This window comes from Celeribacter baekdonensis B30 (assembly GCF_000299875.1).
Lineage (GTDB): Bacteria > Pseudomonadota > Alphaproteobacteria > Rhodobacterales > Rhodobacteraceae > Celeribacter > Celeribacter baekdonensis_A.
Genome location: NZ_AMRK01000008.1, coordinates 92,648 through 111,545 on the forward strand (window position 1 = coordinate 92,648; position 18,898 = coordinate 111,545).

The 18,898-nt window shown below is 58.0% G+C and carries 20 protein-coding genes; 9 read left to right on the plus strand and 11 right to left on the minus strand.

What is annotated here, in order from left to right; genetic code table 11:
* Position 1 precedes the first annotated feature (1 nt).
* Positions 2 to 355: a DUF983 domain-containing protein gene (locus B30_RS14200; RefSeq protein WP_051130637.1), complete on the plus strand. Its 354-nt coding sequence runs from the start codon at positions 2 to 4 to the stop codon at positions 353 to 355.
* An 11-nt stretch (positions 356 to 366) separates the two neighbouring features.
* Here B30_RS14200 and B30_RS14205 read toward each other — a convergent pair whose 3' ends face one another.
* Positions 367 to 822, minus strand: coding sequence for a GNAT family N-acetyltransferase (locus tag B30_RS14205; protein WP_009572805.1), 456 nt, complete (start codon positions 820 to 822; stop codon positions 367 to 369).
* Positions 823 to 995: 173 nt separating this feature from the next.
* Between B30_RS14205 and B30_RS14210 the strand changes: the two genes are divergently transcribed.
* Positions 996 to 1,961: an isopenicillin N synthase family dioxygenase gene (locus B30_RS14210; RefSeq protein ID WP_040402579.1), complete on the plus strand. Its 966-nt coding sequence runs from the start codon at positions 996 to 998 to the stop codon at positions 1,959 to 1,961.
* Positions 1,962 to 2,040: 79 nt separating this feature from the next.
* Here B30_RS14210 and ppk2 read toward each other — a convergent pair whose 3' ends face one another.
* A complete protein-coding gene (ppk2, locus tag B30_RS14215; RefSeq protein ID WP_009572807.1) occupies positions 2,041 to 3,057 on the minus strand; it encodes a polyphosphate kinase 2 in 1,017 nt (338 codons plus the stop codon).
* Between the two features lie 186 nt (positions 3,058 to 3,243).
* On the opposite strand from ppk2, the gene parE reads away from it, so the two are divergent.
* The 3 genes from parE (at position 3,244) to B30_RS14230 (ending at position 6,315) form a co-directional block, all read left to right on the plus strand.
* The gene (parE, locus tag B30_RS14220) at positions 3,244 to 5,220 is read left to right on the plus strand and encodes a DNA topoisomerase IV subunit B (RefSeq protein WP_009572808.1); all 1,977 of its coding nucleotides are present in this window, start codon (positions 3,244 to 3,246) and stop codon (positions 5,218 to 5,220) included.
* The gene (locus B30_RS14225; RefSeq protein WP_009572809.1) at positions 5,217 to 5,861 is read left to right on the plus strand and encodes a hypothetical protein; all 645 of its coding nucleotides are present in this window, start codon (positions 5,217 to 5,219) and stop codon (positions 5,859 to 5,861) included. Before parE ends, B30_RS14225 begins: the two co-directional genes overlap by 4 nt.
* 136 nt (positions 5,862 to 5,997) lie before the next feature.
* Complete coding sequence (locus B30_RS14230) at positions 5,998 to 6,315, plus strand: hypothetical protein (protein ID WP_009572810.1); 318 nt, start codon at positions 5,998 to 6,000, stop codon at positions 6,313 to 6,315.
* Positions 6,316 to 6,416: 101 nt separating this feature from the next.
* On the opposite strand, the gene B30_RS14235 is transcribed toward B30_RS14230, so the two are convergent.
* The 4 genes from B30_RS14235 to proS form a co-directional block, all read right to left on the minus strand.
* Positions 6,417 to 7,097: an ABC transporter ATP-binding protein gene (locus B30_RS14235; RefSeq protein WP_009572811.1), complete on the minus strand. Its 681-nt coding sequence runs from the start codon at positions 7,095 to 7,097 to the stop codon at positions 6,417 to 6,419.
* Positions 7,090 to 8,385 carry a lipoprotein-releasing ABC transporter permease subunit gene (locus B30_RS14240; RefSeq protein ID WP_009572812.1) on the minus strand — a complete coding sequence of 432 codons (1,296 nt, stop codon included), beginning with the start codon at positions 8,383 to 8,385 and terminating at the stop codon, positions 7,090 to 7,092. The genes B30_RS14235 and B30_RS14240 overlap by 8 nt, the downstream gene beginning before the upstream one ends.
* A gap of 117 nt (positions 8,386 to 8,502) precedes the next feature.
* Positions 8,503 to 9,012 (minus strand): DUF2937 family protein, encoded by a 510-nt coding sequence (locus B30_RS14245; RefSeq protein WP_009572813.1) that lies wholly within the window; start codon positions 9,010 to 9,012, stop codon positions 8,503 to 8,505.
* 244 nt (positions 9,013 to 9,256) lie between these two features.
* On the minus strand, positions 9,257 to 10,594 hold the full coding sequence (gene proS, locus B30_RS14250; RefSeq protein WP_009572814.1) for a proline--tRNA ligase: 1,338 nt from the start codon (positions 10,592 to 10,594) through the stop codon (positions 9,257 to 9,259).
* Between the two features lie 212 nt (positions 10,595 to 10,806).
* Between proS and B30_RS14255 the strand changes: the two genes are divergently transcribed.
* From B30_RS14255 to B30_RS14265, 3 genes are all read left to right on the plus strand, one after another.
* Positions 10,807 to 11,922, plus strand: coding sequence for an AI-2E family transporter (locus B30_RS14255; protein ID WP_009572815.1), 1,116 nt, complete (start codon positions 10,807 to 10,809; stop codon positions 11,920 to 11,922).
* A 3-nt stretch (positions 11,923 to 11,925) separates the two neighbouring features.
* Positions 11,926 to 12,609 (plus strand): DnaA ATPase domain-containing protein, encoded by a 684-nt coding sequence (locus B30_RS14260; RefSeq protein ID WP_009572816.1) that lies wholly within the window; start codon positions 11,926 to 11,928, stop codon positions 12,607 to 12,609.
* Positions 12,610 to 12,703: 94 nt separating this feature from the next.
* Positions 12,704 to 14,266, plus strand: a complete 1,563-nt coding sequence (locus B30_RS14265; RefSeq protein ID WP_009572817.1) for a Ppx/GppA family phosphatase — start codon at positions 12,704 to 12,706, stop codon at positions 14,264 to 14,266.
* Here B30_RS14265 and B30_RS14270 read toward each other — a convergent pair.
* The 5 genes from B30_RS14270 to B30_RS14290 form a co-directional block, all read right to left on the minus strand.
* A complete protein-coding gene (locus B30_RS14270; RefSeq protein WP_009572818.1) occupies positions 14,263 to 14,580 on the minus strand; it encodes a hypothetical protein in 318 nt (105 codons plus the stop codon). The genes B30_RS14265 and B30_RS14270 overlap by 4 nt on opposite strands.
* Before the next feature lie 9 nt (positions 14,581 to 14,589).
* Complete coding sequence (locus B30_RS14275; RefSeq protein WP_051130639.1) at positions 14,590 to 15,663, minus strand: endonuclease/exonuclease/phosphatase family protein; 1,074 nt, start codon at positions 15,661 to 15,663, stop codon at positions 14,590 to 14,592.
* Between the two features lies 1 nt (position 15,664).
* Positions 15,665 to 16,348 carry a molecular chaperone DjiA gene (locus B30_RS14280; RefSeq protein ID WP_009572820.1) on the minus strand — a complete coding sequence of 228 codons (684 nt, stop codon included), beginning with the start codon at positions 16,346 to 16,348 and terminating at the stop codon, positions 15,665 to 15,667.
* 77 nt (positions 16,349 to 16,425) lie between these two features.
* Complete coding sequence (locus B30_RS14285; protein WP_009572821.1) at positions 16,426 to 16,929, minus strand: GNAT family N-acetyltransferase; 504 nt, start codon at positions 16,927 to 16,929, stop codon at positions 16,426 to 16,428.
* Positions 16,926 to 17,546 carry a VOC family protein gene (locus tag B30_RS14290; protein WP_009572822.1) on the minus strand — a complete coding sequence of 207 codons (621 nt, stop codon included), beginning with the start codon at positions 17,544 to 17,546 and terminating at the stop codon, positions 16,926 to 16,928. Before B30_RS14290 ends, B30_RS14285 begins: the two co-directional genes overlap by 4 nt.
* Positions 17,547 to 17,649: 103 nt before the next feature.
* On the opposite strand from B30_RS14290, the gene nhaA reads away from it, so the two are divergent.
* Positions 17,650 to 18,864, plus strand: a complete 1,215-nt coding sequence (gene nhaA, locus B30_RS14295) for a Na+/H+ antiporter NhaA (RefSeq protein ID WP_009572823.1) — start codon at positions 17,650 to 17,652, stop codon at positions 18,862 to 18,864.
* The last annotated feature ends 34 nt before the right edge of the window (positions 18,865 to 18,898 follow it).

The following is an 18,898-nucleotide window of genomic DNA, read 5'->3' on the forward strand; positions in this document are numbered from 1 at the left end:
AATGCGCCCCGCCCTTTTGCGCGGCTGGAAACGGCGCTGCCCCTCCTGTGGCGGCGGTCCGATGATGAAAGGCTATTTGAAAGTCCGCGACGAATGTCCGGTCTGCGGCGAGGAATTGTTTCATCACCGTGCCGATGACGGCCCCGCCTATCTGACCATTTTGATTGTCGGCCACCTGATGGCGCCGCTTTTGGGCTGGGCTTTTATCGAATTCCGCCCCGATCCTTTGGTCTTGATCGCGATTTTTGCCACGGGCACCGTTGCCTTGTCGCTGTTCCTGTTGCCGCGGTTCAAAGGCATGATCGTGGCGTTTCAATGGGCCAAACGGATGAATGGATTTGGCGACGACGCCTGAGCGATCCGCCCTTATAGCTCTTTGCTGAAATGCACCCGCTGATACCCGTCGCTTTCACCGCGATGGGTCTCGGAAAATCCCAGTTTGGGATATAAAACCAGCGGTCCCTCCATCACGACATTGGTATAAACGTCGATACGCTGCGCCCCCATCCTGCGCGCCTGCTCTTCGGCCCGCGTGATCAACAACCGCGCCAGCCCGCGCCCCTGCGCCGCCTCAGCCACCGCCAGAACATCCAGCATCGCCGTGCCGCCGTCTTGGGCGTAGAGATAGACCATGCCGAGCACCTCCGCGCCAGCAATGGCCACGCTCACCAACCCCGTCTCAATCAGCGCCCCATAGTCATAAAACACAGGTGCCGGGGGTTTACCGATCTTTGGTGTGTAAATCGCAAAAGCCTCTGCCACCAAGCACGTCACCGCCTCTGTGTCCGCGCGCGTCGCGAAGCGTAACACGATCTCGTCCATGCGCGTCCTGTCGTCTCTCTGTCTGCGGTTCCGCCCAGCCTAACCTTGCCTCAGCCTTCTGGCGAGCCCGTTCTTGCGCACCCCCTGTGCACGTCCCTGTGGCCTCGCTCCGGTTGACAGAGGCACGGGGTCGCGAAACGGTGTCCCAAATGCCCGACCTTAAAGAGACCGCCATGCCCAAAACAGACACGTCCCAACCCGATTTCCCCCTGCTCGACCTAGCCGCCTTTGCCGCAGCCGATGCCTCCGGCAAGGCCAAAATTGCCGCTGAGGTGGACCGCATCTGTGTCGAAACCGGGTTTCTTGCCGTCACGGGTCATGGCGTGCCACAGCAGGTGATCGACGCGATTTGGGCCAAGGCGCGCGGCTTTTTCGATCTTGCGCCCGAGGTGAAACACCGGGTCGGCCCCGTCCCCGGTGCGCCCTATGGCTATCTTGGTCCGGGCACCGAGGCTTTGGCAAAATCGCGCGGCGAAGACACGCCGCCGGATTTGAAGGAAAGCTTCAATGGCGGGCCTTTGAGCATCCCGCCCGGCGAGACCGACCCCGATGCTTTGGCCTTTTGCTATGCGCCCACGCCTTGGCCAGACATGCCCGGTTTCCGCGCGGCATGGTGCGCCTATTATACTGAAATGGAGGCGCTCGCTGTTCGGATCATGGAGGTCTTTGCTGTCGCCCTCAATCTGCCGCAGGACCATTTCACGCCCTTTATCGACACGCCGATCTCGGCGCTGCGCGCCCTCAATTACCCGGCCCAAGACAGCGCACCGAAAGAAAACCAATTGCGTGCTGGGGCACATACCGATTACGGCTCTTTGACCATCCTGTTGCCAGAACCCGGCTCGCGCGGGCTTGAAATCCTCACGCCCGAGGGCGATTGGCGCGGCGTGCCGCCAATTGACGGCGCGTTTGTGATCAACATCGGCGATCTGATGACGCTTTGGACGGCTGGGCGCTGGACCTCGACGCTGCACCGTGTTGTCACTCCGCCCGATTGGGCCACCAAGCGACGGATGTCCTTGGCGTTTTTCCACCAACCCAATTGGCACGCCAAGATCACCCCGCTGTCGGGTGCGGCCACAAAACCCGTCACCTCCGGCCCCTATCTGATGAGCAAATTCGCCGCCGCCAACGGCTAACACACAAAGCCCTCTCCTTGCCGACAGGGCCTTTGTCTTCATTGCAGATCAAATACTCTAGCCTGAGGTGAGCCGCCCGTTAGACTTTGCCGTTGCGTCCGCGCCGCGCGTCCGGGTGCAATGCCGTACCTAAGATATGTTCGGAGCGATGCACCACATGGCCCGCATTGCCCACGATCAACGGATCCGGCTGGCCGATCAAGTCCATATCCTTGTCCGGGTAGTCGATGGTGGACAGGAAATGTTTCATACATTCCACCCGCGCGCGTTTTTTGTCGTTGGATTTCACAATCGTCCAAGGCGCATCGGCCGTATCGGTGTAGAAAAACATCGCCTCTTTCGCCTCGGTGTAATCGTCCCATTTGTCCAATGAGGCCTTATCAATCGGTGAGAGTTTCCACTGTTTCAACGGATCGTTTTCGCGCGAGGCAAAGCGACGTTGCTGTTCGACTTGGGTCACCGAGAACCAGTATTTATAAAGCCGGATGCCCGAACGCGTCAGCATCCGTTCAAATTCCGGCGTCTGACGCATGAATTCGAGGTAATCATTGGGACTACAAAACCCCATCACCCGCTCCACCCCCGCGCGGTTGTACCAAGAGCGGTCATAAAGCACGAATTCGCCCGAGGTCGGCAGATATTCGACATAGCGTTGGAAAAACCATTGGCCGCGCTCTTCGTCGGTCGGTTTGTTCAGCGCCACCACACGGGCGTGGCGCGGGTTCATATGCTCCATGAACCGTTTGATCGTGCCGCCCTTGCCCGCCGCATCGCGGCCCTCAAACAACAACACGAATTTCTCGCCCGTTTCTTGCGCCCAGATCTGGGCCTTCAACAATTCGGCCTGAAGCGCGACTTTCGTGGTCTCATATTCCACCCGCGTCATCTTTTTGCGGTAGGGATATTTCCCGGTCTCAAAGGCCGCACGGATTTTGTCCGGCGTCACGGTTGGAAATGTTTTAGGTCCACCGCGTGTGGCCGGTTCCGTCACCCTGTCGTGCCCCGCCACAGGCATGGTCTCGACGGCAACGCCCTCCTGCCCGGCCACAGGTTCATTTTTCACAGCGGCAGGCACAGCTTTTACAGTCGTCGTCATGCAGGCGGTTCTCCATTTTTACATCCGTTACACCCCCTGTTACATGAAATCTCTTTCTTTTTCCTTGATCTGAGGCAAGGTTTTCTCTGCCCCCGCGCCCGCGCGCCTCAACAGCTTGCGTCACCCGGTTCTGAATGGTCTAATCCTAGCCCAACGAGCAAACTCTAAGAATCGAGCGCCACGCCCATGTCCGACGATCTCCTATCCGGCCACCCCGATCCCAATCTCAAAGCCAAAGCCTCCACCTATGACGCCTCATCCATTCAAGTCCTCGAAGACATGGAACACGTCCGGCTGCGCCCCGGCATGTATATCGGCGGCAAGGATGAGCGCGCTCTGCATCACATGGTGGCCGAGATCATCGACAACTCGATGGACGAAGCCGTCGCCGGACACGCATCCTGGATTGAGGTCGAGCTGCATGAAAACGGCCATGTCTCGGTGCGCGACAACGGCCGTGGCATCCCGATTGGTGCGCACCCGAAAGACCCGTCAAAATCCGCGCTCGAAATCATTTTCTGTACCCTGAACGCCGGCGGCAAATTCTCGGGCGACAGCTATGAGACCTCCGGCGGTCTGCACGGCGTCGGCTCCTCTGTGGTCAACGCGCTGTCCGATCATTTGCGTGTCGAAGTGGCGCAAAACAAAGAGCTTTACGCCATGGAATTTTCCCGCGGTGTGCCGCAGGGCAAGCTGGCCAAAATCGGCGCGGCGCCGAACCGTCGCGGCACCTCCGTGACCTTTCACCCGGACCCCGAGATTTTCGGCGCGCTCAAACTCAAACCCGCCCGCCTTTTTGCCATGGCACGCTCCAAAGCCTATCTGTTTTCCGGCGTCGAAATCCGTTGGAAAACCGCGATCAAGGATGGTGACACCCCGCTTGAGGCAAAATTCCATTTCCCCGGCGGGCTTGCCGATTACCTCTCAGAGACCATGGGCGGTGCCACCACCTATGCCGACAAACCCTTTGCGGGCTCCGTGTCTTTTGAAAAATTCAAAGCCCCCGGCAAGGTCGAATGGGCGATCAATTGGACGCCTGCGCGCGATGGCTTTATCCAGTCCTATTGCAACACCGTGCCCACCCCCGAGGGCGGCACCCACGAGGCCGGGTTTTGGGCGGCGATCCTGAAAGGCATCAAGGCTTATGGCGAGTTAGTTGGCAATAAAAAGGCCCAAAACATCACCCGCGAAGACCTGACCACGGGGGCGGGCGCTTTGGTGTCCTGTTTCATCCGCGAGCCGGAATTTGTTGGCCAGACCAAGGACCGTTTGGCCACCACCGAGGCGCAGCGCATGGTCGAAAACTCCGTGCGCGACCATTTTGACAACTGGCTCGCCGCCGATACGAAATCCGCAGGCGCGATCCTCGATTTCCTCGTGCTGCGCGCCGAGGAACGCCTGCGCCGTCGCCAGGAAAAAGAGACCCAGCGCAAGACCGCGACCAAGAAACTGCGGCTTCCGGGCAAGCTGACCGATTGCTCTTCAAAAGACCGCGTCGGCACCGAATTGTTCATTGTCGAGGGCGACTCTGCGGGCGGTTCCGCCAAAGGCGCGCGCAAACGCGAAACGCAGGCGCTGTTGCCGCTCAAGGGTAAAATCCTCAACGTCTTGGGCGCAGCCTCGGGCAAGCTCAACACCAACCAGGAAATCTCGGACCTCTGCGAAGCCTTGGGCGTCCAAATGGGCACGCGCTTTAACGTCGAAGACCTGCGCTATGAGAAAATCATCATCATGACCGATGCGGACGTCGATGGTGCCCATATTGCCGCGCTGTTGATGACCTTCTTCTACACCCAAATGCGCCCGCTGATCGATCAGGGCCACCTCTATCTGGCCTGCCCGCCACTCTACCGCCTGACCCAAGGCGCGAAACGGCTTTATGTCTCTGATGATGCAGAGAAAAATCTTTGGATGGAAAAGGGTCTTGGCGGCAAGGGCAAGATTGACGTGCAGCGGTTCAAAGGCCTCGGCGAAATGGACGCGAAGGATTTGAAAGAGACCACAATGGACCCCAAATCCCGCAAGCTGATCCGGGTGACAATCCAAGAGGACTTCCCCGGAGAAACGGCCGATCTGGTCGAGCGTTTGATGGGGAAAAAGCCGGAGTTGCGGTATCAGTACATTCAGGAAAATGCGCAGTTTGTTGAGGAATTGGATGTATGATTATTTCTCGTGAGCACGGCTCACGAGAAGGGGGACGGACGAAAACTTTAAGAATTATTCTCGCGATAGTTATTGTTTTGATTGCTTGTGTGCTTTTTATATTTTTAGGCTTTCATGTTTGGGATATTTCAAAAGCAATCTATGCAGGCGCTAAAACACTAAAGCCCGAAGTCTATGTGCCACTGACTATTACCATGGTCACTGCAATACTTGGTTTGACAGCGACTCTCATTGCTCAAAATCGGTTGAGAAAAAGAGAAACGGATGCTGCTTTCAGAGAACGCAAAATTGCAATCTACCTCGAGTTTCTTGAGGCAATGGAAAGTTTGTTCATTGCTGCAAAACCAGAACTCGGGGGAAAGCCGGTGGATCAATCCGAACTGGTCATTAAACTTATGAAAGTTCGTACCAAAGCAGTTTTATGGGGTTCTCAAGGAGTATTAAGAGCTTTGAGCGATTTCACAAAAGTCGGTGAGAACCGCGAACTAATTGAAATGTTCGAAGTCATAGAGCGTATACAAAAAGAAATGCGTAAAGATTTAGGACTATCCAATCGAGGTCTTGAAACTCATTTCTTTTCTAAATTGGTTTTATCGGATCCCGCGGAATTCGATGCGCTAAAGAAAAATAAAAAAGATTGAAGAGCGGTCCAAAGGGCCTCAAAACCTGATCCCCCCAAAAAATCAAAATCAGCCCCATTCCGCTCATCACGAAACTGTCAGGTCACCTTGCCCCGCCGCCTCCGGTATAGTGCTGAAAACCCATTTGGAGGCTCGCATGTCCAATCTGACCAAACCGCTCCTTATCGCTGTCATGGCCCTCACCGCCGCGCCGGCTTTCGCGGACCATGGCCATAACAACGGCAAAGGCTGGGGCGTCGGTCACATCCCGCCCGGCCATGCCAAGAAAATGCGCTATGGCTACGGGGATCGCCTCCCGGAGGGCTATGTGATCCTGCGCGATTATGATCGCTATCACCTGCCCGACCCGGACGGCGACCGCTATGCGCAATATGACGGGCAAATCTATAAGATCGCCCGCGATGCCGCCATCGTGGTTTCGGCCATCGGGATTATGTCTGACCTGTTGAATTGATCCTTTAGGGGCCGGCCCTCAGCACGGGCGGGGCCGGCCCGAATTCATCCGACACACATCATGCATATTTTGCATGAAAACAGCGCCTTGCGACCGACATCTCATGCTGGGACGACCTGTCCCATATCCAGCTTCACCACCCGGTCCATCTTGGCCGCCAACTCATGGTTGTGCGTGGCGATCAGCGCAGACAAGCCCTCGTCGCGGACCAGTTCCATCAGCACGTCAAACACCAAATCCGAGGTCTCTGGATCAAGGTTCCCGGTCGGCTCATCCGCCAGCAAAAGCCCCGGCCCGTTGGCCAGCGCCCGGCAAAACGCCACCCGTTGTTGCTCGCCCCCCGACAGGGCTGCGGGGCGGTGGGTGGCGCGGCGGGAGATGCCGACTTTGTCCAATAACGCCATCGCGCGGGCTTCGGCCTCGGCCTGAGGCACGGCATTGGCAAGCTGCGGCAGCACCACGTTTTCAAGCGCGGTGAACTCCGGCAGCAGGTGGTGAAATTGGTAGATAAACCCCACCCCCGCGCGCCGCATCGCGGTGCGCCGACGATCGCCCAGACCCGTCATATCCTGACCGGCAATCGTCACCGTCCCGGCATCCGGCACATCCAACAGCCCGGCGATGTGCAACAGCGTCGATTTCCCCGCCCCCGACGGCGCGGTCAAAGCCACGACCTCGCCGCGTTTGAGGGTCAAATCAATGCCGCGCAGGACCTCGATCTGATTGGGTTTTCCGGCATTGTAGGTCTTGGTGATGCCTTTGATCTCTAACATATTATTCATACCGCAGCGCCTCCACCGGGTTCATCCGCGCGGCACGGCGCGCTGGGAAAATCGTGACCACAAAGGACAGGCCAAGCGAGAGCGACACGGCCTTAAACACATCCGCCGCGCGTAGTTCGGCCGGAAGCGCATAGATGCCCCGGATCGACGGGTCCCACGCTCCGCCGCCATTCATCCAATTCACAAAGGACATGATCTGATCAATGTAGATGGCAAAGAGCGAGCCGATGAGCACACCAAACAGCGTGCCAACCACACCGGTGAGCGAGCCACAGATGAAAAAGATCCGCAGCACGGAGGCCTCCGTGAGACCAATCGTGCGCAAAATGCCAATGTCGCGGCCTTTGTTTTTGACCAACATGATCAGGCCGGACACGATATTCATCGCCGCAATTAGCACGAGGACCGAGAGGATGACGAACATCACATTGTCCTCAATATCAAGTGCGCGCAGGAATGACCCCGACGCATCGCGCCAGGTCCAAACCAGCCCGCGCTCCCCCACCGCTTGCAGTAGGGGAAGGGTCATGTCATCGACCGCTTCCGGGTGGGTCACCATAACCTCGATCTCATCGGCGGTGTCGCCCCGGTTGAAATAGGTTTGAGCCTCAGAGAACGGCAGGTAAACCCGTGTTTTATCAATATCATAACGGCCCGCGGAAAAGACATAGACGACTTCGAAAGAGGACACACGCGGACTTGTGCCAAAGGCGGTTTTGGCCCCGTCCGGCGAGATCAATTTGATCTTGTCACCAACCGTCACCCCCAGCTCACGCGCCACACCGGAACCGATGGCAACGCCTTGCGCAAAGCGTGTGACATCGCCCCAGTGGTCGTCCGGAGTGATCGCCACGCGGGGGATCGTCATCAGGTCGTCAGGCGCGATGCCGTAAATCTCAACCCCCGCATTGGAGCCACGATAAGAGGCCAAAACCTGTCCCTTCACCAAGGGTGCGGCGCGGGTCACACCGGGCACGGCGGCAAGGGATTTGGCCCATTGCGCGTAGTCCGGGATGGTGCGCGCGGTTTGGCCCGCCTCATTGACATAGATCGAGGAATAGACCGTCACATGGGCGTTGGAGCCAAGAATTGTGGCGACAAATTCATCGCGAAATCCGGTGCGTACCGCCAGCGTGATGATCAGTGCCGCCACCGCCAAAGTGATACCGATCAACGAGATCCAGGTCATCACCGAGACGCCGCCTTCTTCGCGTCGGGCCCGCAGGTAGGCCCACGCGATTTTCCACTCAAAGCGCGAGAAGGGCTTGGTTGATTTGGCCTGTGTCATGGTCCGATGGGGCTCCGTTCAAAGTTGCCAGACCATTCCCTTTGACAGGGCAAAGGTCAAGCGCCCGCCCGGCTTTTAGAGCAAACAGACGCGTGAACAGAGCGTTATAGTAATGGCTTAGAAGGTCAGCCCGTCTTTGGATTTGCGGCGCTTGAACGGCCAGGTCAAAAGCCACAACACGGCAAACACGCCGCCCCATCCGGCGAAATACCCGATCAGCGCGGACAAACCGCCCGCCACAGACAACGGCATGGCGGGCACGAAATTGTCCCATGTGGTGTGGGCCAATTCAAAATCGGAGATGCGCTGTGGCATGGTCAGACGCTCCAGCGGCGTGGCATCGCGCAGCATGTTCAAGTCCTCGGACAGGCGATCATAGCGGGCGAAAGTGATGCGCATATCACGGCGGCGGTTTTCCAAAAACACCGAACCGCCCATCGAGGCCAATGCAGCCTCGCGCGTCATATCGGCCTTTTGCGCCGAGGCGTCAAAATCCGTGATCACAACGGCAAGGGCATCCACCTGACCGCCGAGCCTTTGGGTATATTGTTGGGAAAACTCTGGGAACTGGGAAACAATGGCAGCCCCAAACAGGCCACCCACAAGTGTGAGTGTTTTGACGATCATGTCGCGCTCCTCTGCCTCGCCCCCATCTGACGTGAGGATCATGGCGCGCAGGGTAAAAGGATTCGGGGGCGCAAGACAAACATGTCCCCGCCCCCGATGGTCAAAACCGCGATTTCTTGCCTATTGCGGCCAAGATCGACGTTTATAAATCCGCGTAAATCTTTGCGATTTTCATGTCAAAGCTCCGCGTAAATTTTAGCAATTTTCGCCTTACAGTTCCGCGTAAATTTTAGCAATTTTCGCTTTATAAGTCCGCGTAAATTTTAGCAATTTTCGCGATGGCCAATTCCGGCGTCAACTCTTCGCTCTCGCCCGTGCGCCGCGAGGTGACTTCGACGACACCGTTTTTCAAACCGCGCGGACCGACGGTGATCCGCCACGGCAGACCGATGATGTCCATGGTTGCAAATTTGCCGCCCGCACGTTCGTCGCGGTCATCATACAAAGGCTCAAGCCCAAGTGCCTCGAAGGATTTATACAGCGCCTCACAGGCCCCATCCGCCTCTGCATCGCCCTGTTTCAGGTTAACGATGCCAACATGAAAGGGCGTCACGCCTTCGGGCCAGATGATGCCTTTGTCATCGTGATTGGCTTCGATCAACGCGCCCAAAAGGCGGGACACGCCAATGCCGTGCGAGCCCATTTGTACCGGGGTCGGCTTGCCATCCGGGCCTTGTACGGTCGCGCCCATGACTTCGGAGTATTTGGTGCCAAAAAAGAAAATCTGACCGACTTCGATGCCACGCGCCACGCGACGGCGCTCTTCGGGGACCTGTTCGAACAAGGCGGCGTCATGGGTTTCATCGGTACGGGCGTAGAGCGAGGTGAACTCTTCCATCACCGCGTGACAGGCCTCATGACTGTCGTAATCAATCTCGCGTTTTCCGAGTTTGATGTCGGTGACTGCGGCATCATAAAACACCTCGGATTCGCCGGTGTCGGCCAAGACAAGGAACTCATGAGTGTCATCGCCGCCGATCGGGCCGGAGTCGGCACGCATCGGAATCGCCTGAAGGCCCATGCGTTCATAAGTACGGATATAGCTGACCAAATGGCGGTTGTAGGCGTGCAGCGCATCCTCAACGGTCAGATCGAAATTATAACCGTCTTTCATCAGGAATTCGCGCCCCCGCATCACGCCAAAGCGCGGACGGACTTCGTCGCGGAATTTCCATTGAATGTGGTAAAGCGTGAGCGGCAAGTCTTTGTAACTGCGCACATAAGAACGAAAGATGTCGGTGATCATCTCCTCGTTGGTGGGCCCGTACAGCATATCGCGGCCATGGCGGTCGGTGATGCGCAGCATCTCTTCGCCATAATCGTCATAGCGCCCGCTTTCGCGCCACAAATCGGCAGACTGGAGCGTCGGCATCAACAGCGGGATGTGACCCGCGCGCTGTTGTTCTTCGTGGACGATCTGTTCCACTTTTTTCAGGACCTTGTAGCCCAAAGGCAGCCAGGAATAGATCCCCGCCGCCTGTTGGCGGATCATGCCCGCGCGCAACATCAGACGGTGCGAGACGATTTGGGCCTCAGACGGCGTTTCTTTCAGAACCGGGAGAAAATAGCGCGACAGACGCATGCGGGGATGCCCTCAAGTGATGATCAGGTTTGCTTTGGTCTAAGCGATCACCATGGAGCACACAAGCCAAAGCAGCACCAAACGCCTGTTCCCCGACCGTTCCGGTCCTTGCGGCACAGGGCCATGACGGGTTTGATCGCGTCTCTTCCCCTTGAAACCTGTCCCTTCACGGGCGATATGGGAGCAAAGCAAAGCGACACCAAAGGGATACTATGGCGTTACCAGTCCGCGATCAGATGAAATACTGGGGCTTTGCGGCGGCGGGGTTCTTTGCGCTGTTGTGGTTGCTCGGCGATGTGATTTTGCCCTTCGTCTTAGGCATGGCGGTGGCCTATATGTTGGACCCGGTGGCGGATCGGCTTGAATCTTGGGGGTTTAGCCGGGTGGCCGCCACATTGACGATCACCCTGTCCGCCGTCATCCTGTTTGTGCTGGCCGCCTTGGTGGTCTTGCCGACGCTGGTGCGCCAAGCGACCGATCTGGTCAACACAGCGCCGGACCTGTTCAACAATCTCCAGACATTTTTGACCGCAAAATTCCCGGTTTTGCTGGATGAAAACTCGCAATTGCACCAAACCCTATTGCAAATCGGCGAGGCCATACGCTCAAAAGGCGGCGCGCTTTTGTCCTCTGTGCTCTCCTCGGCGATGAGCGTGTTTAATATCGCGGTGCTGCTCGTGCTGGTGCCCGTGATCACCTTTTACCTGTTGCTCGACTGGGACCGGATGGTCGCCGAAGTCGACAAGCTTTTGCCACGCGATTACGCCCCGGTGATCCGTAGCCTGGCCTCTGACATCGACCGCACACTGGCCTCGTTCATCCGCGGCCAGGGCACGGTCTGTCTGATTTTGGGAACGTTTTATGCCGCAAGCCTGATGCTGGTGGGGTTGAAATTCGGCCTTGTCGCCGGTGCCATTGCCGGAATCCTGACCTTTATCCCCTATGTCGGCGTCGCCGTTGGCGGCGTTTTGGCCATCGGTCTGGCGCTGTTTCAGTTCTGGGGTGAATGGTATTGGATCGCCGCCGTGGTTGGCATTTTTGTCTTTGGGCAATTTGTTGAGGGCAATATCCTGACCCCGAACTTGGTCGGCTCCTCCGTCGGCTTGCACCCGGTGTGGCTGATCTTTGCGCTGTCTGCCTTTGGCACAGTGTTTGGCTTTGTCGGCATGTTGGTGGCCGTGCCACTCGCCGCCGCCCTTGGCGTTGTCGCACGCTTCGCCGCCAATCAATACCGCGAGGGTCGCCTCTATAGGGGCCTCTCCGATGCGGCGGCCCCGATGCCCGAGGACCAATCTGAACTTGACGGCACACGCGGTGGCGAAAGCTAAGCCATGGCTGAACAACTCACCTTGGATTTACCAGCCCGCGAAGCGCTGGGACGGGATGCATTTTTTGTTGCGCCCTCCAATATGTTGGCGCTGGCCACTCTGGACGCGACTGAGACATGGCCTTCGGGCAAGCTGGTCCTGATCGGCCCGGCAGGCGCGGGGAAAACCCATATGGCACAGGTCTGGGCCAATGATCGCGATGCCGTGATCCTCGCCTCGTCGGAGTTGGCAGAGGCCGACATCCCCGCCCTCGCCGCGCGCCGCTTTGTCGTGGTTGAAGATGCCGATCAGATCTCCGATCTGCCCGATGCCCGCGCCGCAGAAGAGGCGTTGTTTCACCTGCACAACCTGACCTTGGCCGAGGGCGGACGGCTTTTGCTGACCGCATGCACGGCACCAAACCGCTGGGCGCTGTCTTTGCCCGATCTGGCCTCGCGGATGCAGGGCACCCCCGTGGCGCAAATCGAGCCGCCCGATGACATGCTGCTCACCGTGCTTTTGGTCAAACAATTTGAGGACCGCCAACTCATCGTGTCCGAACAGCTGATCACATGGCTGGTCAAACGCATGGAACGTTCGGCCGCCGCCGTGCGCGACATTGTCGAGGCTTTGGATCGCGAGGCCCTGCGCGCCGGAAAACCGATTTCACGCGCCTTGGCGGCGCGAATTTTGGACCCGGAACGCTAAATTCGCACCGGATTTCTTTTCTGCTCAGATTTCAAGCAATTGACAGGACCCCATCGCATTTGGCACTGTCTTGAGCGAAGCTAGGGGATACACTTTGACCACATCGACGGATGCCGCCCAGTCTGGCGCGGAGCAACAGGATTGGGGCGTGTTTGGCCGCCCTCTGTTTCTCGACGAAGAGGCGCGGGCCTTGTCTCGTGTGGGCGTGGTCGATGTTGGATCAAACTCCGTACGCCTTGTCGTCTTTGACGGCGCGGCGCGCAGTCCGGCCTATTTCTACAATGAGAAAATCATGTGTGGATTGGGCGCGGGGTTGCGGGAAACCGGTCGATTGAACCCCGAAGGCAAATTGCGGGCCATGGTCGCCATCCGGCGGTTTCAAAAATTGGCCCAAGGCATGGGAATCCCCCCGCTCACAGCCGTCGCCACGGCTGCGGTGCGGGAGGCTGAGGACGGTCCTGCTTTTCGGGAGGAGATTGAGCGGGAGACCGGCCTCAGCCTTTGGGTGATTGATGGCGAGGAAGAGGCGCGGCTCTCGGCGCAGGGCGTCTTGCTGGGCTGGCCGGAAGCGGACGGTTTGGTCTGTGACATCGGCGGCTCCTCTATGGAGCTTGCGGTCGTCGCCGGCGGCACCGTTGGCAAACGTTTGACCTCGCCGCTTGGGCCGCTGAAACTTCAGGGGCTCAAAGGCGGGCGCACCGGGCTTAAGGACCATATCGCCCCGATCATGGCCGATCTTGTCGCCAAAATGGGTAAAGATCACAAACGGATTTACCTGGTCGGCGGCTCATGGCGGGCGATTGCGCGGATCGACATGGAACGGCGCAATTACCCGCTGCATGTGCTACATGAATACCGGATGTCGAGCCGGGCGGTCACGGACACGATCAAATTCATTCGCAAAAGCAACATGGACGAGCTGCGCGCCAAAACCGGCACCTCATCGGCGCGGATGAGCCTTGTTCCGATCGCCTCGGAAGTGTTGCGCCAATTGGTCCATGCCTTTCATCCAAAAGAGATTTGCATCTCGTCTTACGGCATCCGCGAGGGGCTTTTGTATGAGCAAATGCCCGAACAAATCCGCGTCCGCGATCCGTTGATCGAAGCCTGCCGGTTTTCCGAAATGAAAGACGCGCGCACACCCGGATTTGGCAAGCGCTTGCATCGCTTCATCGAACCGATGTTCCGCGCCCGCCAATATGAGAAAATGCGCATCGTCCGCGCCGCCTGCCTGTTGCATGACGTGACCTGGCGGGCACACCCCGACTACCGCGCCGAGGTGTGTTTTGACAATGCGACCCGCGCCAATCTTGGCGGGCTGACCCATAGCGAGCGGATTTTTCTGGGGCTGGCGCTGTTGCACCGTTACAAAAATTCGCGCGAAGGTACGCCTTTTGCCGATCTGATTGGAATGCTGCCAGACAAAGACATCCGCGATGCCGAGGTCTTGGGGAAAGCCATGCGATTTGGTGCGATGTTCGCGTTTGAAGCCCCGGATGAGCTGGCCAAACTCGACTATTTCCCGAAAAAGAAAGTCTTGATCCTGACTCTACGCCCCGAGGCCGAAGACCTGTTTGGCGAAGTGGCACAGGCGCGGTTTCAGTCGCTCGCCAACAGCTTGGGCGCGCAGGCCGAGATCAAACACGCCAAGTTTTAAATATCTATTGCCCCCTCTGGTGCATCGTCAGGTGCGGCCTCTTGATCCGGCATGGGGGCCTCTTTGATCGGCGGTTTGCGCCGGATCAGGATGTCGCCATTGGGCAAGATCACAGGCGGATCATAGGCCGTCATATCATCCATCACCCCGTCCAGCTCTTTGAGCACGGGCTCCATCTGATGAAACAACTGCTCCAGCAAAATGCGCGCCCCTTCGCGCATCAAATCCATGCCCTCAGACGCCTCCTGCGCCGCGAGCGGGGAGGCGCAGAGTACTAGAAGGCTCACAGAGGTGCGGGCGACAATCTGTTTCATGATGACAGCCTACACGATCTGCTCCGAGATTTCAGCCTTTGGTGGCAGGGTCAGGTCAATCGTCACCGGAAAATGATCCGAGGCGGTCAAAAGGGCGTGTTGCAACTCCGGTGTGGTGAAACAGACCGGATCATCAAACGGGTGCCAAATCCGCCACGTCGTCCCGGCACGCAGGCTCTGCGAGACCATCACATAGTCCAGCAGGGCCGACAGATAGCGTTTTTCCTGCTGGATATAAAACCGCGCCGAAGACAGGGCCTCGCCGCCGCGGCGCGCAAAGGCTTTGATCGCATGCGGATCATAGAGGCGCATATTTTGGTCCACATCCGGGTCCTCGCGCCCCATCACAACCTCAACGCCTGAGCGGCCGAACAGTTTTTCATACGCATCCAGCCCCGGCCCATCGTTGAAATCGCCCAACACGATGATCGACTCCCCCGCCGCCAAATGCGCCTCGACCCGCTCGCGCAGCCAAATGCATTGCGCCAACTGTTTGCGGCGGTTTTCAATCGAAATGCGGATTTCGTCTTCGTGGCTACGCGCGCCATGCGGGGCTTTGGATTTCACATGCACGCCGATCATGCGAAAGGCAAAGCCATCGGCACAGGTCTCCATCGCAAGCTCCAAAGGCGGCTTGGAAAACCGCACCTCTTCGCGGTCGCGGTCAGTGTCGAGGTCCAACCAAAACACCGAATTGAACGCCGGAACCTCAAGCCCGGTGCCAAGGTCCGCCGGTGCCCCCATCGGATCGTGATGCGCCCGCAGCACCTTAGGGTCATACATCAAGGCGATCTCTTGCTGGGTCTCGTTGACAAACCCTATTTCCACGGCGGTGGTGCGCAGCCCGGCCCAAGTGGCAAAGTGTTCCAGCGCGCGCGCCGTTTTGCGGCGCCGGTTGGTGTCCGGGGCCTCGATCACCATCACCGCATCGGCGTCCATCGCGGTGAAGACAATGCCCAAAGCCTCAAGCTGAGCGGCGCGGGTGACATTGTATCGGGCCGACCATGCGTCATCGGCCAAAGGGTGCCCATGCGTGTCAAACAGCGCATCAAACCATTCGACATTATACGTGGCAATGCGCATGTCAGGCCGCACGCTCGGCGCTGATTTCATCCCAAGCGGCGTTGATTTCGCTCATCCGGTCATTGGCCAATTGCAGCGCTTCTTCGGGCACGCCACGGGCGATCATCCGATCAGGATGGGTTTCGCGCACCAGGGTGCGATAGGCCAGTTTGATCTCACTGAGCGGCGCATCTGGGGTCACCCCCAAGACGTCATAGGGATCACGCAATGCCTCTGGCACATAGCGCGCGCGCAGGGCGCGAAAGGCCCGGTCATTGACGTCAAAAATCTCGGCCACACGGGCCAAAAATGCGTCTTCGCCGGGGTGATATTCACCGTCCGCCATGGCGATGTGGAACAGGCCATCGAGCAAATCCATCAACGGGCGGCAATCCGTGCCGTACATTTTCTTCACGCTCTTGGCGTAGTCTTCAAACCCTGCCACGTCTTGACGTGCGAGGTTGAACACCCGCGCGGCGGCGGCTTCGTCCTCTTTGGCGATTTGGAACACTTCGCGAAAGGCCGTGACCTCGTCGCGGGTGACACGCCCGTCTGCCTTGGCCATTTTCGCGCCCAAGGCGATCACCCCAATGGCAAAGCCCACGCGCCGCTCCGGCTCTGAACGAAACTGTTCAAAGACCGCGGCCAGACTTTCGCCGGCGCGAAGCGCTTTCAGCGCCTCCAAGATGAGGGACCAAATCGACATGAGATGACTTTAGCCTGTGCCGCCTGCGCTGTCAGGCCGCAAAACACCCTGCAGCCGCGACATTTGCGTGACAGATGTTACAAAAACTTCTGCATAAACAGAACATCGAGCCAACGCTCAAACTTAAACCCGGCCTGCGGCACACGCCCCGCCTCTTTGTAGCCAAGGGCTTTGTGAAAGGCGATGGAGGCGGCGTTGTCACCATCAATCGCCCCGATCATCGAATGCAGCCCCGCCTCGCGGGCATGTTCTTCGACCATCAACATCAACACCCGGCCAAGCCCCCGCCCCTGCGCCGCGTCATTGAGATAGACCGAATGCTCCATGGTAAAGCGGTAGCCATTGTTGCCGGGGCGAAACTGATCATAAGTGGCATAGCCGACCACCTCGCCCTCAAGCTCGGCAACATAAAAGGCGCGCCCACGCGCGAGCCGGTCGGTGACCATGGCGGCCCAATCGGCCACATCGCGTTCAACGGAGGAAAACGACGCGGTCGAGCCCGCAATCACGGGGGCCATAATGGCTTTGAGGGCGGGCGCATCATCGACTGTGGCGTCGCGCAGGTGGGGATGGTGTGTCATGCGATCCAAATCTCTCCAGAGGGGGTACTGATTTCGGCGGTCAGGCCGGGGGTGTCCGATTGCACAATGCGCACATGTTCCATCGCCGCAACAAAGGGCGACAAAGCGGCGCGTAGCGCGTCTGGTTCGGGGTGGGAAATTTTGAGCCGCCGCATCAAAAGACCTGCGTCCGCCAAGGCGTGCACCGGGCGGGTCGAATGCCATTCGATCAGCGCCGGAAAGCAATCATCAAAGGGCAAAATGCCGGTTTCCGGAACAATCATCCGCCAAGCATAATCCCCTCGGCGAAAGGACAGGATCCGCCCCACATTGGCCGGGGCCAACTCCCATGCCTCTTCAAGATCGGGGCAAGACACCACCCAATGGGTCAAACGCGGCGGGCCGCCAAAATTGTCCAAATCGAACCATCGCGGATAATCCGGGCGCAGCGCGTCATGATCCGCCGCGATCACTTCAAGGTAGGCGTCGGGGCGCATCGCCACCAGATGATTCTGCGTGCCCATATCGGGATGCACACCGCGGGGACCAAATTCGACATCCAGCAACCCCTCAGCCCATTCTTTCCCCTGCTGCAAATCGGCAGCAGAAATTACTAAATGGTCAATCCGATAGGGCATTTTGTTTGTCCTGACTAAAACGCTGTTGAAATCATCAAGGTTGCCCCCATCTCTAGATGACGCACCCTTTTGATCAACCTTCAGGAAAGAATAGAAAAAGACAATGCTCCTGCGCAAATTGGAACAATTCTTCGACAGTGAGGCCTCTGGTGGCATCGTGCTTATGGTGGCTGCCGTCGCCGCGATGTTCGTGGCAAACTCTTCGCTTTACCCGCTTTATGATGGCGCGCTCTCCTCATATTTCTCCGTAACTCTTGGGGGAGAAGGATTATCCAAACCTTTGATTCTATGGATTAATGACGGCCTTATGGCGGTATTCTTCCTGTTGGTTGGGTTGGAATTGAAGCGCGAGCTTTTGGAAGGCAAACTCAAAAATCCACGCGATGTGGTTTTGCCCGGCATGGCCGCGGTGGGTGGCATGTTTGTGCCGGCGATCATCTATTTCACGCTCAACCTCTCCTCGCCCGAGACTCACTCCGGCTGGGCGATCCCCGCAGCCACCGATATTGCCTTTGCTTTGGGCATTTTGGCACTGGTCGGCGACCGCGTCCCCTCCTCGCTGAAAATCTTTTTGCTGACACTGGCGATTTTGGACGATTTGGGCGCGATCCTGATCATCGCGTTTTTCTACACCTCTGAGCTGCACCTCGATTACCTGTTCTTGGCCGCGATTCCGCTGTTGATCATGTTCTTGATGAACCGGGCGGGCATTCACCGCATCGCACCGCTCATTCTTATGGGCACGATCCTATGGGTTCTGGTGCTCAAATCCGGGGTGCACGCGACCTTGGCCGGGGTGATCACCGCCTTCTTTATCCCGCTCAAAGACAAATGGGGCAAATCGCCGCTTCATGCGCTTGAACATGCGCTCTCGCCCTATGTCTTCTTTGTCATCGTGCCGATCTTCGCTTTCGCAAACGCGGGCGTGGTGTTGACCGGTGTGACCTTGGCCGACGTGTTTTCGCCGCTGCCTTTGGGCATCGCTTTGGGCCTGATTCTGGGCAAGCAAATCGGTGTATTTGGCATCACCTGGCTACTGGTGAAATTCGGCGTGGCGCGCAAACCGTTTGGGGCCACGTGGATGCATATTTACGGTGTGGCAGCACTTGCAGGCATCGGTTTCACCATGTCGCTCTTTATCGGCGGGCTGTCCTTTGAGGATGCGTTCCACATGAACGAAGTGCGCATCGGCGTGCTCTCAGGCTCTGTGATCTCCGCGATCATCGGCTTTACCGTGCTCAAACTCGCGCCGTCCGCCAAAGATGCCAAGGGCGCAGAAGACGAGATTCTCTCCCCTGCAGTTCACGCGTCTCACTGAGCGCAACCTGTGGTTTGAACGAGAAAGGGCCGGG